General features: G+C 55.7%; 11 protein-coding genes. 2 read left to right on the plus strand and 9 right to left on the minus strand.

Translation table 11 applies throughout. The features are described from left to right. Positions 1–29: 29 nt before the first annotated feature. Positions 30–1,094 carry a sulfate/molybdate ABC transporter ATP-binding protein gene (locus Q3O59_RS12790; protein ID WP_305945943.1) on the plus strand — a complete coding sequence of 355 codons (1,065 nt, stop codon included), beginning with the start codon at positions 30–32 and terminating at the stop codon, positions 1,092–1,094. Positions 1,095–1,153: 59 nt separating this feature from the next. Here the strand turns inward: Q3O59_RS12790 and cysW are convergent, their stop codons facing one another. The 6 genes from cysW to Q3O59_RS12820 all read right to left on the minus strand — a co-directional run bounded on the left by cysW (position 1,154) and on the right by Q3O59_RS12820 (position 9,519). After that, positions 1,154–1,990, minus strand: a complete 837-nt coding sequence (gene cysW, locus Q3O59_RS12795) for a sulfate/thiosulfate ABC transporter permease CysW (protein WP_305945944.1) — start codon at positions 1,988–1,990, stop codon at positions 1,154–1,156. Beyond that, positions 1,987–2,832, minus strand: a complete 846-nt coding sequence (gene cysT / locus Q3O59_RS12800; RefSeq protein ID WP_305945945.1) for a sulfate/thiosulfate ABC transporter permease CysT — start codon at positions 2,830–2,832, stop codon at positions 1,987–1,989. The genes cysW and cysT overlap by 4 nt, the downstream gene beginning before the upstream one ends. 18 nt (positions 2,833–2,850) lie before the next feature. Continuing rightward, a complete protein-coding gene (gene cysP / locus Q3O59_RS12805) occupies positions 2,851–3,858 on the minus strand; it encodes a thiosulfate ABC transporter substrate-binding protein CysP (RefSeq protein ID WP_305945946.1) in 1,008 nt (335 codons plus the stop codon). 144 nt (positions 3,859–4,002) lie between these two features. Further along, positions 4,003–4,818 (minus strand): substrate-binding periplasmic protein, encoded by an 816-nt coding sequence (locus tag Q3O59_RS12810; RefSeq protein ID WP_305945947.1) that lies wholly within the window; start codon positions 4,816–4,818, stop codon positions 4,003–4,005. Between the two features lie 73 nt (positions 4,819–4,891). Continuing rightward, on the minus strand, positions 4,892–6,175 hold the full coding sequence (chrA, locus tag Q3O59_RS12815; protein WP_305945948.1) for a chromate efflux transporter: 1,284 nt from the start codon (positions 6,173–6,175) through the stop codon (positions 4,892–4,894). Positions 6,176–6,309: 134 nt separating this feature from the next. Next, positions 6,310–9,519: an amidohydrolase family protein gene (locus Q3O59_RS12820; RefSeq protein ID WP_305945949.1), complete on the minus strand. Its 3,210-nt coding sequence runs from the start codon at positions 9,517–9,519 to the stop codon at positions 6,310–6,312. A gap of 212 nt (positions 9,520–9,731) precedes the next feature. On the opposite strand from Q3O59_RS12820, the gene Q3O59_RS12825 reads away from it, so the two are divergent. Next, on the plus strand, positions 9,732–10,088 hold the full coding sequence (locus tag Q3O59_RS12825) for a hypothetical protein (protein WP_305945950.1): 357 nt from the start codon (positions 9,732–9,734) through the stop codon (positions 10,086–10,088). A 28-nt stretch (positions 10,089–10,116) separates the two neighbouring features. Here Q3O59_RS12825 and Q3O59_RS12830 read toward each other — a convergent pair whose 3' ends face one another. Genes Q3O59_RS12830 through Q3O59_RS12840 form a run of 3 tightly spaced genes read right to left on the minus strand, consistent with a single transcriptional unit; the run spans position 10,117 to position 13,528 of the window. Beyond that, positions 10,117–11,346, minus strand: a complete 1,230-nt coding sequence (locus tag Q3O59_RS12830; RefSeq protein WP_305945951.1) for an ABC transporter permease — start codon at positions 11,344–11,346, stop codon at positions 10,117–10,119. Further along, the gene (locus tag Q3O59_RS12835; RefSeq protein ID WP_305945952.1) at positions 11,343–12,092 is read right to left on the minus strand and encodes an ABC transporter ATP-binding protein; all 750 of its coding nucleotides are present in this window, start codon (positions 12,090–12,092) and stop codon (positions 11,343–11,345) included. Before Q3O59_RS12835 ends, Q3O59_RS12830 begins: the two co-directional genes overlap by 4 nt. Then, a complete protein-coding gene (locus Q3O59_RS12840; protein WP_305945953.1) occupies positions 12,089–13,528 on the minus strand; it encodes an efflux RND transporter periplasmic adaptor subunit in 1,440 nt (479 codons plus the stop codon). The genes Q3O59_RS12835 and Q3O59_RS12840 overlap by 4 nt, the downstream gene beginning before the upstream one ends. Positions 13,529–13,719 lie beyond the last annotated feature (191 nt).

The raw sequence follows: 13,719 nt of genomic DNA on the forward strand, positions 1-13,719 counted from the left end.
GGAATGGGTGGGTCACTGATGAGGTAAGCATGAGCATTCGTATTGAAGGTATTCAAAAGCGCTTTGGCGATTTTATCGCGCTGGATAACCTTGATCTCAGCATTCGAAGCGGTGAGCTTACTGCCTTGCTGGGGCCGTCCGGCTCTGGCAAAACCACTTTGCTGCGGATTATTGCCGGGCTGGAGCAGGCTGATAGCGGCCGGGTACACTTTAACGAGCAGGACATCACTGGCCAGCACGTCAGTGAGCGCGGCGTTGGCTTCGTATTCCAGCATTATGCGCTCTTTAAGCACATGACGGTGTTTGACAACGTGGCTTATGGGTTAACGGTAAAGCCAAAAAAGCTGCGGCCAACCAAAGCGGAGATCGATAAAAAAGTACGGGAGCTGCTGGAGCTGGTGCAGCTGGGCTGGACCGCAGAGCGGTACCCGGCCCAGTTATCGGGCGGTCAGCGCCAGCGTATTGCACTGGCACGGGCTTTGGCGGTAGAGCCCAAAGTCTTGCTGCTGGATGAGCCTTTCGGCGCGCTGGATGCCAAAGTGCGCGCCGAACTGCGCCGCTGGCTGCGCCGTCTGCACGATGAAATTCACATTACCAGTGTCTTTGTCACCCACGATCAGGAAGAAGCGCTGGAAGTAGCTGATCGCATTGTGGTGATGAATAAAGGGCGCATCGAGCAGGAAGGCAGCCCGGATGAGGTGTACGACAAGCCAGCCAATCCTTTTGTCTATGAATTTTTGGGCAATGTGAACCTGTTTCGGGCCCGGGTGCAGCAAGGCAAAAGCCGAATTGGCACAGAAGAAGTCCCATCGCCAGAGCACAGCCAGGCCGAAGAGCAGCAGGGGTTTGCCTATGTTCGCCCGCACGAAATTGATGTCTTTACCGAGGCGCACAGCGATCGTATTGCGGTCACCCTGGATCTGATTACCCTGGTGGGACCAAGCGCACGGCTGGAAGTGCTTAGGACAGATGACCAACAGCTGATCCACATTGAACTGCCGAAAGAGCACTTCAAGGCTCTCAACCTACAACAGGGCGATACCGCCTGGATCAAGCCCCGCTACAGCCAGGTGTTTTTAGGCGAAGGGATCTAACCACGCACTCAGCGTTTCTCTGAGCCAGCGCTTGGCTGGCTTGTTTGAACAGCTTTCTTTTAACTCGCTTCTTCCCTGGCTAGTTTCCACTGCAAAAAGGCTTTGACCACCAAAGTGGCGATGGCAATCAGAGTCAAAATGGCCGCAGCAATAAAGGCACCGGCGGTGTTGTAGTCCTGCTGCAGCAGTTCGATGTGCAGCGGCAGGGTGTTGGTCTGGCCGCGAATGGTGCCCGATACCACCGACACGGCGCCAAACTCACCGACAGCGCGGGCATTGGTCAGAATCACACCATACAGCAGGGCCCAGCGAATATTGGGCAGGGTAATGTCCCAGAACACCTTCCAGCCGCTGGCGCCGAGCAGCACGGCGGCTTCTTCCTGCTCGGTGCCAAGCGTAGACATCAAAGGCACCAGCTCCCGTACCACAAAGGGGCAGGATACAAAGACTGTCACCATCACCAGGCCGGGCCAGGCGAACATCAGTTGTAAGTCGTATTGATCCAGCAGGTTGGCAAAAGGCCCGTTGGCGCCGTACAGCAGCAAATACAGCAAGCCGGCCACCACTGGCGAGACTGCAAAAGGAATATCAATCAGCGTCAGCAGTAAGCGCCGGCCAGGAAAGGTAAAACGGGTGACACACCAGGCAATTAGGGTGCCAAACACCAGATTAATCGGCACGGTCAGGCCAGCAACAAACAAGGTAAGACCAATGGCGTGCAGCATATCCGGCTCAGTCAGGTTGTGCCAGAGCCCGCCCAAACCGGCCGACATGGCGGCGACAAAAATAAACACCAGTGGGATCACCAGCAGCAGGACCGTTAAGGTGACGCCGGTGCCAATCAAGACCGGGCGTAGCCAACGCTGCTGGCTGTTCAATTGGTTAGCGGGCTTCACTTTAACCCCCCGGTGATGTGCTGGTAGCGCTGCTGAATGCCATTGATGATAAAGAGCAGCAGCAAAGAGGCCAGTAATACCACACTGGCAATGGCCGCAGCAGCGGCATAGTCAAATTCCTGCAGCCGGATAAAAATCATCAGCGAGGTGACTTCGGTTTGCCACGGCAGGTTGCCGGCAATAAAAATCACCGCGCCAAATTCCCCTAAGCTGCGAGTAAAGGCCAGTGCGGTGCCGGTCAGTAAGGCTGGTTTAATTTCCGGCAAAATAATGCGGAAAAAGGTCTGAAAGGGGCTGGAGCCTAAGGTAGCCGCAGCTTCTTCGTACTCGGGGCCAAACTCTTCCAGCACCGGCTGCACGGTGCGCACCACAAAGGGCACACTGGTAAAGATCATCGCCAGCACAATGCCAAGCCAGGTGTAAGACACCTTGATATCCCACAGCGCCAGGTACTGGCCGAGCCAGCCCTGAGTTGAGAAAATAGCCGCCAGCGTCAGGCCGGCAACGGCCGTTGGCAAGGCAAAGGGCAGGTCCATCAGCCCATCCAGCAGTACCCGGCCGGGGAAGCGATAGCGGGTTAAAATCCAGGCCATCAACAGGCCAAAGAACAAATTAAAGATGCTGGCGACCAGAGCGGCTGAGGCCGTGACTTTGTAGGAGGCGACCACCCGCGGATCGCTGATGATGGCCCAGTACTCGGCCCAGCTCAGCTGCGCCGTTTGCACCACCAAACCGGTGATGGGCAATAAAATCACCAGGCTGATAAAAAACAAGCTGCTGCCAAGGCTGATGGTAAAGCCTGGCAGCACCCGTTTGCTGCGATTCGCCACAGATCCTAGCATCTTAGCAACGCACTCCGCTTAACGACGCCGACGGCCTTCAGCCAGCAGCCGATCCAGCTCGGCATTGTTGGCAAAATGTTCACGATTGACCTGCTCCCAACTGCCAAACACGGCTTCCACCGTAAACAGCTCGGTGGTAGGGAATTGCTCGGCCACTTCGGCTTTCACCGTGTCGTGATGTACCCGGTAATAGTAGCTGGCCAGCAGCCGCTGCGCAGCTTCACTGTACAAAAACTCCAGATAGGCTTTGGCCTGAGCTTCAGTGCCGTTGCGACGGACATTGCGATCAATCCAGGCCACCGGAAATTCGGCCAGCACATTGGTCGGCGGCACCACGCGCTCAAGACCCAGATCCGGGTATTGCTTGATGATGTTGTTGACCTCGGACTCAAAGGTGATCAAGACATCGCCCAGATTACGGTCAATAAAAGAGGTGGTCGCACCGCGGCCGCCGGTATCAAACACCGCGACTCGGGCTAAAAACTCGGTCATCCAGGCACGGGCAGCCTCACGGTCATCGCCAAAGCGTTGCAAGGCATCGCCATAGGCTGCCAGATAGGTGTAACGGGCATTGCCGGAGGTTTTCGGGTTTGGAAATACCAGGCTGACGCCTTCTTTGGTTAAATCTTCCCAGCTTTGAATGCCTTTCGGATTGCCTTTACGTACTAAAAACGCCATGGTGGAGTAGTAAGGCGAGGCATTGTTTGGCAAGCGCTCACGCCAGTTTTCCGGCAGCAGGTTGCCGCGCTGGTGCAAAATATCGATGTCGGTGCTTTGATTAAAAGTCACCACATCGGCACGCAGCCCCTGAATAATGGCCTGGGCCTGGCGCGACGAGCCGCCATGCGACTGATTGATGGTCAGGGTTTCGCCGGTTTGTTGCTGCCAGTGCTGCACAAACAGCGGATTAATGTCGGCAAACAGTTCACGGGCAATGTCGTAGCTGCTGTTCAGCAGCTCTTTGGCCTGCAGTGGCAGTGCCAGTTGGGCTCCGAGCAGGGCAGCAGTCAGTAAAATAGCGCGCATAGCAACTCCAAAATAGGCTTTGATTCAGCTAAGTTTAATATGCGCTGCAGTTACCACAAAACGAAATGCTAGTCCGTTTTGTTCTAGATAAGATGCAAAGGTGATAATCTGCTGCCAGCTCAGAAGGTAGTACTGTTTAACCTTTCAGGGAGTGAAGCTGGATGGCTCGGCAACAAGCTGTTCGAGCCGGTCAATCAGCTCTTCCGGAAACACGTGCTGGTAGAGATCACGCATCCGGCCATCACGGTAACTTTGCTCCAGTGCCTGTTGCCAGCGCTTAATGTAGGACTCAGAGTGATCCAATGAAAACGCCAGATAGAGTGCAACATCGTCAATTGGAGTGATTTTTACCAGCTCGGTGCCTTGTGCTGCCAGTTCTTGCTTGAGTGGCTCCGCAAAAAATTCATTCCAGATAATCAGATCGACCCGCTGTTGCAAAAACATATCGCGGCACTGTGCTTTGCGTACCGTCAATACCAACTGTTGTTCAGGGATAAAGCCTAACTGCAGCAGATGCTGCAGATAGATGGAGTCACGATATTCGCAGGCGGTATGCAGTTGGCTCAAGGTGTCTGCGTTGCTATCAGCAGTCATGTGATCTTGGCGGCCATATACCCAGAGCCGGTATACTTTTAACGGCCCGACCCAGTGAAATAGTGGCAATCGTTCATCGCTCAGCGCTGTTTCATACAGCGCGGTGCGTGGCTGTGAGGTGGCGGTATGGAAGGCTCGGGCCCAGGGCAGCAATTCGATGTGAATGGCTTCATCAAGTTCTGCGGCCAGCAACCTTATCAGTTGGGTGGTGGCGCCATCCACCTCTCCTTGATCGTTAAGATAACTGGCCGGGAAGCTGTGCTCGGTCAGTATGCGAAGTGGTGTGCTGTTTTCGTTGGCAATGGCTGCATGAGGCAAGACACCAAGGCAAAGCGAGCAAAGTAGCAGCATTGATTGCAGTGACATCTTGCCCCCTGTACTCAGCTTTGACTTTCATTAGTATGGTAACTAAAGTGCGCGAGCGCCACTGCTGGCTACCTTAACCAACCAGCAATTGCCAGCCCATGCCCAGCAAAGCGCAGCTGCCCAGCAGAGTAAAAAGCCCACGTTTGAAGCCAAACAACAACAAGCAGGCAACAAGCGTCAGCGCCAGCATGACGAGGTTGATGCTAGCTAACTCTGGCAGCAGCAAGCGCAGACCATAGCCTTCCAGAACCAGGCGCTCGGCAAAGAGCACATTCAGACTGAACCACAACGCCAGATTGGCAATCACGCCCACTACAGCGGCGGTAATACCCGCCAGCGCTTTGGCTAGCGCCTGATGATGGCGCAGCTTTTCGACGTAGGGTGCTCCGGCAAAGATCCAGACAAAGCAGGGCAAAAAGGTGACCCAGGTGGTGAGAATAGCGGCCAGCACAGCGCCGCCAAGGCCATACTCACGAAAACCGGCCAGAAAACCAACAAATTGGGTGACCAGGATGAGCGGGCCGGGCGTGGTTTCGGCCAGGCCCAGGCCATCGACCATTTCGCCGGGTTGCAACCAGCCGTAGTGCTCGACTCCTTGCTGGGCGACATAACCCAGCACCGCATAGGCACCACCAAAGGTCACTACCGCCAGCTTGGAGAAAAACAGCGCCAACTGGCTGAAAACCTGATCGCCACCCAGCAGCCACAACAGGCCAAACACAGTCAGGGCCCAAAGTGCCGCACAGCCCACTGCCGCGGTTTTGGTGCCGGGGCGAAGCTCGGGCGATAACGATTGGGCTGGTTCAGGTGCTGCGCTTGCCGGGGAAAGCCTGGCACTGAGGTAACCCACCAAGCCAGCGCCAAGCACCACCAGTGGAAACGGCAGGTTAAACGCAAACAGGGCGACAAAACCGCCGATGGCCAGAGCCCAGGCCAGCCGGTTTTTCAGCGTTTTCTGGCTGATGCGAAACAAGGCTTGCAGCACGATGGCCAGTACCGCCGCTTTTAAACCAAAGAACAATCCCTGCACCAGCGATACATCCCCCAGCAATACATAGAGCAGGGAAAGCAGCAAAATCAGCACAGCGCCTGGGACAATAAACAAAATACCGGCCACCAGGCCGCCTTTCACGCCATGCAACAGCCAGCCGATGTAGGTCGCCAGCTGCTGGGCCTCGGGCCCGGGCAGCATCATGCAGTAATTGAGCGCATGCAAAAAACGGTCTTCATCGACCCAGCGTTTTTCTTCCACCAGAATGCGGTGCATCAGCGCAATTTGTCCGGCCGGGCCGCCAAAACTAAGCAGGCCAATACGCCACCAGACGGCGAGGGCTTCACGAAAGGAGATATCCGACATCAGCAAGGGCTTTCGTTATTTCAAAACAACAGTATAGCGATTTTTGCTGGCAGGACTATGGCAAAAATGTGACAGCGATGAATGCGAAAAAGGCCAGCAGAAGCTAGCCTTGAAGAGCGTGTTGTGAGTGAACATTAATTCCTCGGTTCAAACTCAAACGGCTGGCGTGGCCGTTCGCGCAGGCCAATTTCGTTCATACTTTCAGCATCGAACAAGCGGCCGTTGACCATGGTGTAGCGCACCCGATCACTGACTCGGATGTTTTCCAGTGGGTTGCCATCAATCACAATCAGATCGGCCAGCTTGCCGACTTCAATGCTGCCTAGCTGGTGATCCATGCCATAGGTAATGGCTGGGTTGATGGTGGCGGTGCGCAGGGCTTCCAGTGGGGTCATGCCGCCCTGGGCAAACATCCAGATCTCCCAATGGGCGCCTAAACCTTCGCGCTGGCCATGGGCACCGATGTTGGCAAGGATGCCTCGATCGGACATTTGCTTGGCCGTTTCCACCACCGCAAAGTGGTTGTAGTGATGCTCAGGGGCTTTTTCCCGCCGCATGCTGCGTGGTGCCAGCTGGTCCATCGGCACATAACGGCTGAGCCGAGGGTGTTGCCACACTTCGGTGGTGTCGTACCAGTAGTTTTCTCCCCAGATGCCGCCATAAGCGACGTTCAACGTCGGGGTGTAAGCCATGCTGCTGGCTTCCCACAGTTGCAGCACATCCTCGTACACCCGGGCCGAGGGCAGGGCATGCTCCAGCGTGGTGTGGCCATCGACCAGCATGGTCAGGTTGTGTTGCAGCAAGGAGCCGCCTTCGGGCACCACCATCATGCCCATCTCACGGGCAGCTTGGATCACCTGCTGGCGCTGATCACGCCGTGGTTGGTTGTAGCTTTTCACCGAAAAAGCACCGACTTTTTGCAGTCGCTCCAGATGAAACTTGGCGTCATCCAGGCTGTCGATATGCGAGGTAAAGCCTGGGATCTCTGCGCCGTAAATAATGGCACCGGTCGAGAAAATACGCGGCCCGGCAATATGACCGGCCTGCTGCATTTCACTGGCGGTGAAGATTTCCCGGGTGTTGTTGGATGGGTCGTGAATGCTGGTCACGCCAAAAGTCAGACCTGCGTAGTTCAGCCAGTTTTGCTGGGGAATGATTTGATTGACCCCTTGAGCACCATGAGCATGGGCATCAAACAGGCCTGGCATCAGGGTTTGGCCTGTGATATCAAACACCTTAGCGCCACGCGGAATGCTGACCGCATCGCGGCTGCCGACAGCGGCAATTTTGTTGTTGGTGATAAGCACCACCGCGTCTTGCAGCACTTCATCGCCATTCATGGTAATGACCTGGCCGCCCACAAAGGCAACGCTGCCTTGTGGGATATCGGCCGGAACGGTAAAGCCCAGCGAAGTGCCATTTTCGGCGGCAAAGTCGGTTGGTTGTTGCTGATCAAACAAGCCGGCGATGGAAGCATGGTACAGCTCCGGGCCTAAGGTCCAGTACAGGTGCTGGCTGTCGGCGCTCCAGCTGATGTGCTCGCCGGCCCGTACCGAGAGTTGATGCACCGGGAACTGACGATCACGGCCACTGATGTTGATCACACTGCCGCGCTCGACAAAAGGCGTGACAAAAACCTTAAAGCGATCGGTAAAGGCCAGGTAGTTGCCATTGGGCGAAAGCCGGAACTCGGTGCCATGGGCGGCAGTGTACAGCACCCGCTCTTCTTTGGTGCGAAGATCGATGCTGATAAGAGCCGGACCGCCGCGATTGGCCATGGCGTAGACCCGATCGTTGCGTGCTCCAAACATCGGCATGCTGCCCTGACGGGTGAGCAGCTCGGGCTCACCGCCGCCGACCGGCACCTGATACAAGCCAGTATGCAGCGACCACTGCCTGGGTAAAATACTGCCAGCGCCGGCTTTGCGATACACCACGGTACGGCCATCCGGGCTAAAGGTCGGCTCAACGTATTTGCCGGGCTCAGACACCAGCTCGCTGACACGATTGTTGCGCAGGTTCAGCAGCTTAACCCGGCCTTGCTGCTGATCGTTCCAGCTGGTGTAGACCAGTTGGCGGCCATCGCGGCTAAACTGCGGGTAAAACTCAAACTCATCGTTTTGGCGGGTTAGCCGGCGTGGACGAGGGTTGTCGATGTCGGTGAGGTACAAATGGCCAAGTGCGGAGAAGACTGCCCGCTTGCCATCCGGCGAGACCTGCACAAAGCGCAGCATCTTCACATCGACGTTGGTTTTATCCAGATCCTGTTGTACCCGCAGCGCAGTCTGGATTTGCTTTTCGGTATCAACCTGGAAAGGGATCTGCGCCAGTTCACGGCTGCGCACATCGAGTTTATGCAGTTTGCCAGCGGCCCAGAACACGATGTGGCGGTTATCCGGGGTCCAGCTTAAGGTGGGATAGACACCATGAATGGCCCAGGTTTCCTGCATATCGCGCTCTAAACCATCGTACAGCTTAATTTGTTCACCGCTTTGGGTATCGTACAAAAACAAGGTGCTTTGAAAATCGCGCCGGCTGATGTACGCCAGGTAGCGGCCATCATGCGATGGCGTTGGCCGGATAGCACCACCGCGGCCACTGATGATGGTGTCTATTTCGCCGGTCTCCAGCTCAAAGCGCTTGATGCTGTAGATACCGGACTCGGAGTCCTTGTTGTAGTGAAAGGTTTGGCCCGGGGTGTCGTCCTGCGAATAATAGACGTACTTGCCATCGGGGGAAAACGCCGGCTCACCCAGGTCTTTTTGCTGATTGGGGCGGGCGGTTAGCATCACACCGCTGCCGCCAGTTTTGTGGTACAGCCAGATTTCGCCAGCACCTAGGGAGCGGGTGCCGGTAAAGTGCTTGCGACCGACCAGAAACTCACCATCCGGGCTCCAGGCTGGGCTGTTCAGCAAGCGGAAACTTTCATCGGTCACTTGTCGGGCATTGCTGCCATCCAGATCCATGATCCAGAGGTTATCGCCACCGCCCTGATCGCTGGTAAAGGCAATGCTGTTGCCATCTGGGCTAAAGCGTGGCTGCATATTCCAGGCAATGTCATTGGTCAGCGCTGTGGCGTTACCGCCGCTGATCGGCATGGTGTAAATATCGCCCAGCAAATCAAACACCAGGGTGTTGCCATCCGGGCTGACATCGACATTCATCCAGGTGCCCTGGCTGGTGGAAATGGAAACGGTTTTAAACTCGCCCATCGGCTGATTGACTTGCCAGCCTTTGGTTTCGTTTGCCTCGTTTGCAGCGTTATTTGCTTCTTCAGCCAGCAGCGGCGCGCCACCGAGCAGCGCACTGACGGCCAGCGCCAGCAGAGTTTTAGAGGTGGTCATAACAGGTTCCTGAGTTGGTTGTGCTGTTTTGTTTTGGTTATTGCGCAACCATGCCACAAAATCTGCAGCAGGTTAAGCTGCGACGCTCGGAAATGGGACTAATGCGATGGGTTTGGCGATAAGTGTTTGTCCATGATATTTTACTTCGAACAAACCTATCTTTGTTTGTGGTTAAAAGATAGTGTGAAGTAACACACCGAGAAACTCCCGCTATGCAAGAGCCAGACTACAGTACTTACACCCGAGACGAATTACTCCAGGTAAGCCGGGACATAGATAAAGAAGCGTTTCCGCAAAGATACCAACGCGTGATGCAAGAGCTGGAAAAGCCGAGGCCGACACCGCAAAAAAAGTTGATGCTATCTGCTAAGAATATGCATTTACTGGGTTTTATTTTAGCTTCTGCTATTGCTGCTTTTTTGCTTTATCAGGAGAGAGTTATCATTCGAGTTGGTCGGTATGCCACGATGGAAGATGAACCTATGCAATTTTGGTCTACGGTTGCGCTAGCTGTGTTTTTAGCCTTAATAGAGTTGAGTCAGTATGTACGTGCCAGGAAGCGTGCTTAACTTGCACGCTTCTTTTGGTATATTTGCTTTATTCATGCCGCAAGGCATCAATCGGCTGCAGCTGCGAGGCCTTGCGGGCTGGGTAGTAGCCAAAGAAAATGCCAATCAACGCTGAGAAGCCGATGCTCAGCAGCACCACTTCAGGCTGAATCACGGCGGTAAAGCCTGCGAACTTTTCCAGGCTGCGGGTCACCAGCACGGCGATTGTCAGGCCGAGTGCTCCTCCCAGGCTGCACAGCAGCATGGCCTCAATCAGAAATTGCCGTAGAATATCGCCAGGCTCGGCGCCCACCGCCATTCGCAGGCCGATTTCGCGGGTGCGCTCGGTGACCGACACCAGCATGATGTTCATAATGCCAATGCCACCGACCAGCAAGGACACCGAGGCCACGGCAGCCAACAGGCCGTTAAAAATTTGCATGGTGCGGGCACGGGTTTCCACCATTTCCGACAAATTGCGGATCTGAAAAGGCGCATCGCTGCCGGTGGTGCGCATCCGCTGGCGCAGCAGGGCTTCTATCTCTTGCTCTACCAGTTCCATATCGCGTTCATCGGCCACCTGCACAATCAAGGAGCGAACTGCTCTGGGGCTGGCGAGCGTCATACCGGCAATGCGTTTACGTACGGTATCGAGCGGCATAAAAATTAAATCGTCCTGATCGTTGCCCTGAGTATTTTGACCCTTGGCATCCAGTACCCCAATTACGGTGACTGGCGTTCGATCGACCCGGATGGTCTGGCCAATCGGATCGGAGGCACCGAACAGCTCACGTTGCACGGTGGCACCAATAATGGCGACCCGGCCAGCACTGCTGAGCTCGGCAGCCGAGAACTCACGGCCTTGCGCCAGTTGCCAGTTTTGCGCCGGGAAAATACGGTTATCGACGCCGCGAACGCTCGGCGCCCAGTTCATGTTGCCGTAGATCACTTGCGCATTGGCCCAGATGGTTGGGGCTGCCACACTGACCTGCGGTATTTGCTGCTCAATGGCCTCGGCATCCATTTCGGTTAAGGTCTGCACCGAGCCGGTAGCGCCACGGGCCCCCGAGCTGGCGCGCCCCCGCGCGAACACCACAAAGACATTGCCGCCCAGGTTTTTAATTTGCTGGTCGACTTCCTGTTGGGCACCGGCCCCCAGGGCCAGCATAATGATCACCGCCGCTACCCCAATAATAATGCCCAGCATGGTCAGAATGCTGCGCATTAAATTGACTTGCAGCGCGACCCAAGCGACCTGACACAGCTTCCACCAACTCATGCCAGCCCCTCCTGTTGTTTTTGAGCCCGGTACGAAGCCAGGTGCTCGCTGGCAGATGCGGCTTGCACCGCTTTGTCGCTTTGCACACGGCCATCGCGGAAGATCAGTTGTCGGCTGGCAAAGGCAGCCACCTCAGGCTCATGGGTGACCAGCACAATGGTTTTACCTTCCTGATTCAGTTGTTGGAACAACTGCATGATTTCCAGACCGGTTTCGGTATCCAGTGCGCCGGTGGGCTCATCGGCCAGCACCACAGCGGGCTGATTGACCAGAGCGCGGGCAATGGCGACTCGTTGCTGCTGACCACCGGACAGCTGGGACGGGTGATGATCCATCCGCTCGGCCAGGCCAACCCGGCGCAGGCACTCAATGGCAAAGTCCTGATGACCATCGTGATCCTTGCGGTACAACAGTGGCAGCAACACGTTATCCAGCGCCGTAGTGCGGGGCAGCAGATTAAACTGCTGAAAGACAAAACCGATGTAGCGGTTGCGAATGCGGGCCAGCTCGGCGGCGGATAAATGGGTGACGTTTTCACCCTGGATGCGGATTTCCCCGGAGCTCGGTGAGTCCAGGCAGCCCAGCATATTCATAAAGGTTGATTTGCCCGAACCTGACGGGCCCATCACGGCAATAAACTCACCTTGCTGAATCTGCACATCCACCCCCGCCAGCGCTTGCACTTGCTGCGAGCCCATGCGGTAGCTTTTGGTCAGCCCGATGCTTGCAATGACCGGTTGGCTCATCGATCGGCCCTCACTGCGCGCACGATGATTTGCTCCTCCTCACCCAGTTCACCGGAAAGCAGCTCGGTAAATTCATCGTTGGCAAGACCCACCCGCACCCGGCGCAGTTCAGGCTCCTGGCGGGCATTCAGCACCCAGACCTCGGCCATGCGGCCTTGTTCACCGCGGCCCTGCGTTTGCTGGCGCTGCTCGGCCATCAGGCTCTGATAACGGCTGAACTCTTCCTCACTCAGTACCAGTCGCAGTTCATTGGTCAGCGCTTGCCTAGCTTGTTGAAACGCCTGGCGGGGATTGCTCATGGGATTATTGTTCTGCTGGCTGCGAAGTTGCTGCAGGTTTTGATTAAACTCCTGCAGCATACGCCGTACCTGGCGTTCTTTATCGGCCGGTAAATCCAGTTGACGCAACAGCTCTGCCGTGCGATCGGCCGGCTGTTGGCCGCTTTGCTGCGCACCCGCTGGGCGAAAACGCAGGGCGGCATTGGGAATGCGCAGCACATCCTGCTGCTGGCCAATGATAAAGTTTAAGTTGGCGGTCATCCCTGGCAGCAACAGCTGCTGGCGGTTGGGCGCATCAATAATGACTTTGTAAGTCACCACATTGGCGACATTGGTGGCGGCTTTACGTACCTGCGACACTACGCCCTGAAACTGCCGGTCTGGGTGGGCATCGACCTGAAAGCGCACCTGCTGGCCGGCTTCGATTTTGCCAATATCCGCTTCATCGACATCGGCTTCGATTTGCATCTGCGATAAATCCTGCGCAATGGTAAAGAGGGTGGGAGCCGATAGACTGGCGGCCACGGTTTGGCCGACATCGACCTGACGGTCAATCACGGTGCCATTGACCGGTGAACGGATTTGGGTGCGATCCAAATCCAGTTGGTGTTGCTCCAATTGCGCCTGGCGCTGGGTGAGTTGGGCTTTGGCGCTTTGCAGCTGAGCCTGGCTGACCAGAATTTGTGCTTTGGCTACTTCATAATTGGCCAGCGCATTGTCCACTTCGGTCTGATTGGTCAGGTTTTGCTGCATCAGCTGCAGTTGGCGCTGATAGGCCCGCTCCAGCCGCAACAGTTCGGCCTGAGCTTTTACCAGATTGGCTTCTTGCTGAATGACATTGGCTTCGCTCATCTGAATATCGGCTTCGGCCTGACGAACCCTGGCCTGAAAGGTGCGATCATCCAGCCGGGCAATCAACTGCCCTTGCTCAACATCGGCGTTAAAGTCGGCATAGATGGCGGTAATCAAACCGGAGACCTCCGAGCCTACCTCGACGGTGACCACGGCTCGGGTGGTCCCTGCGGTGTTGACCACACTTTCGATGGCGCCGCGACTTAGCGACTGTGTTTGGTACAGTACACGTTCACTGGAGGACGATGGCCACCATAAAAACGCAATGACAGCGACTGCAACGACCGCTCCAATCCAATATCGCACAGACTTCTCCTTTTCCAGCTATGTGGTTTGTATCCAGACTATAGAAAGCTTTGCCTTTTGCGCCAATACCATACAGCGTAAAGGTTGTGTAAAGCTGCAGTCTTTACCCTCAAAAATGATCGTTTTGTCGCATGCTTTGGTACTATGCTTAAACTATTGCTGTTCGTTTGAGGTGCATGATGAGGGTTACA

It is taken from the genome of Alkalimonas delamerensis (assembly GCF_030717955.1).
Classification (GTDB): domain Bacteria; phylum Pseudomonadota; class Gammaproteobacteria; order Enterobacterales; family Alteromonadaceae; genus Alkalimonas; species Alkalimonas delamerensis.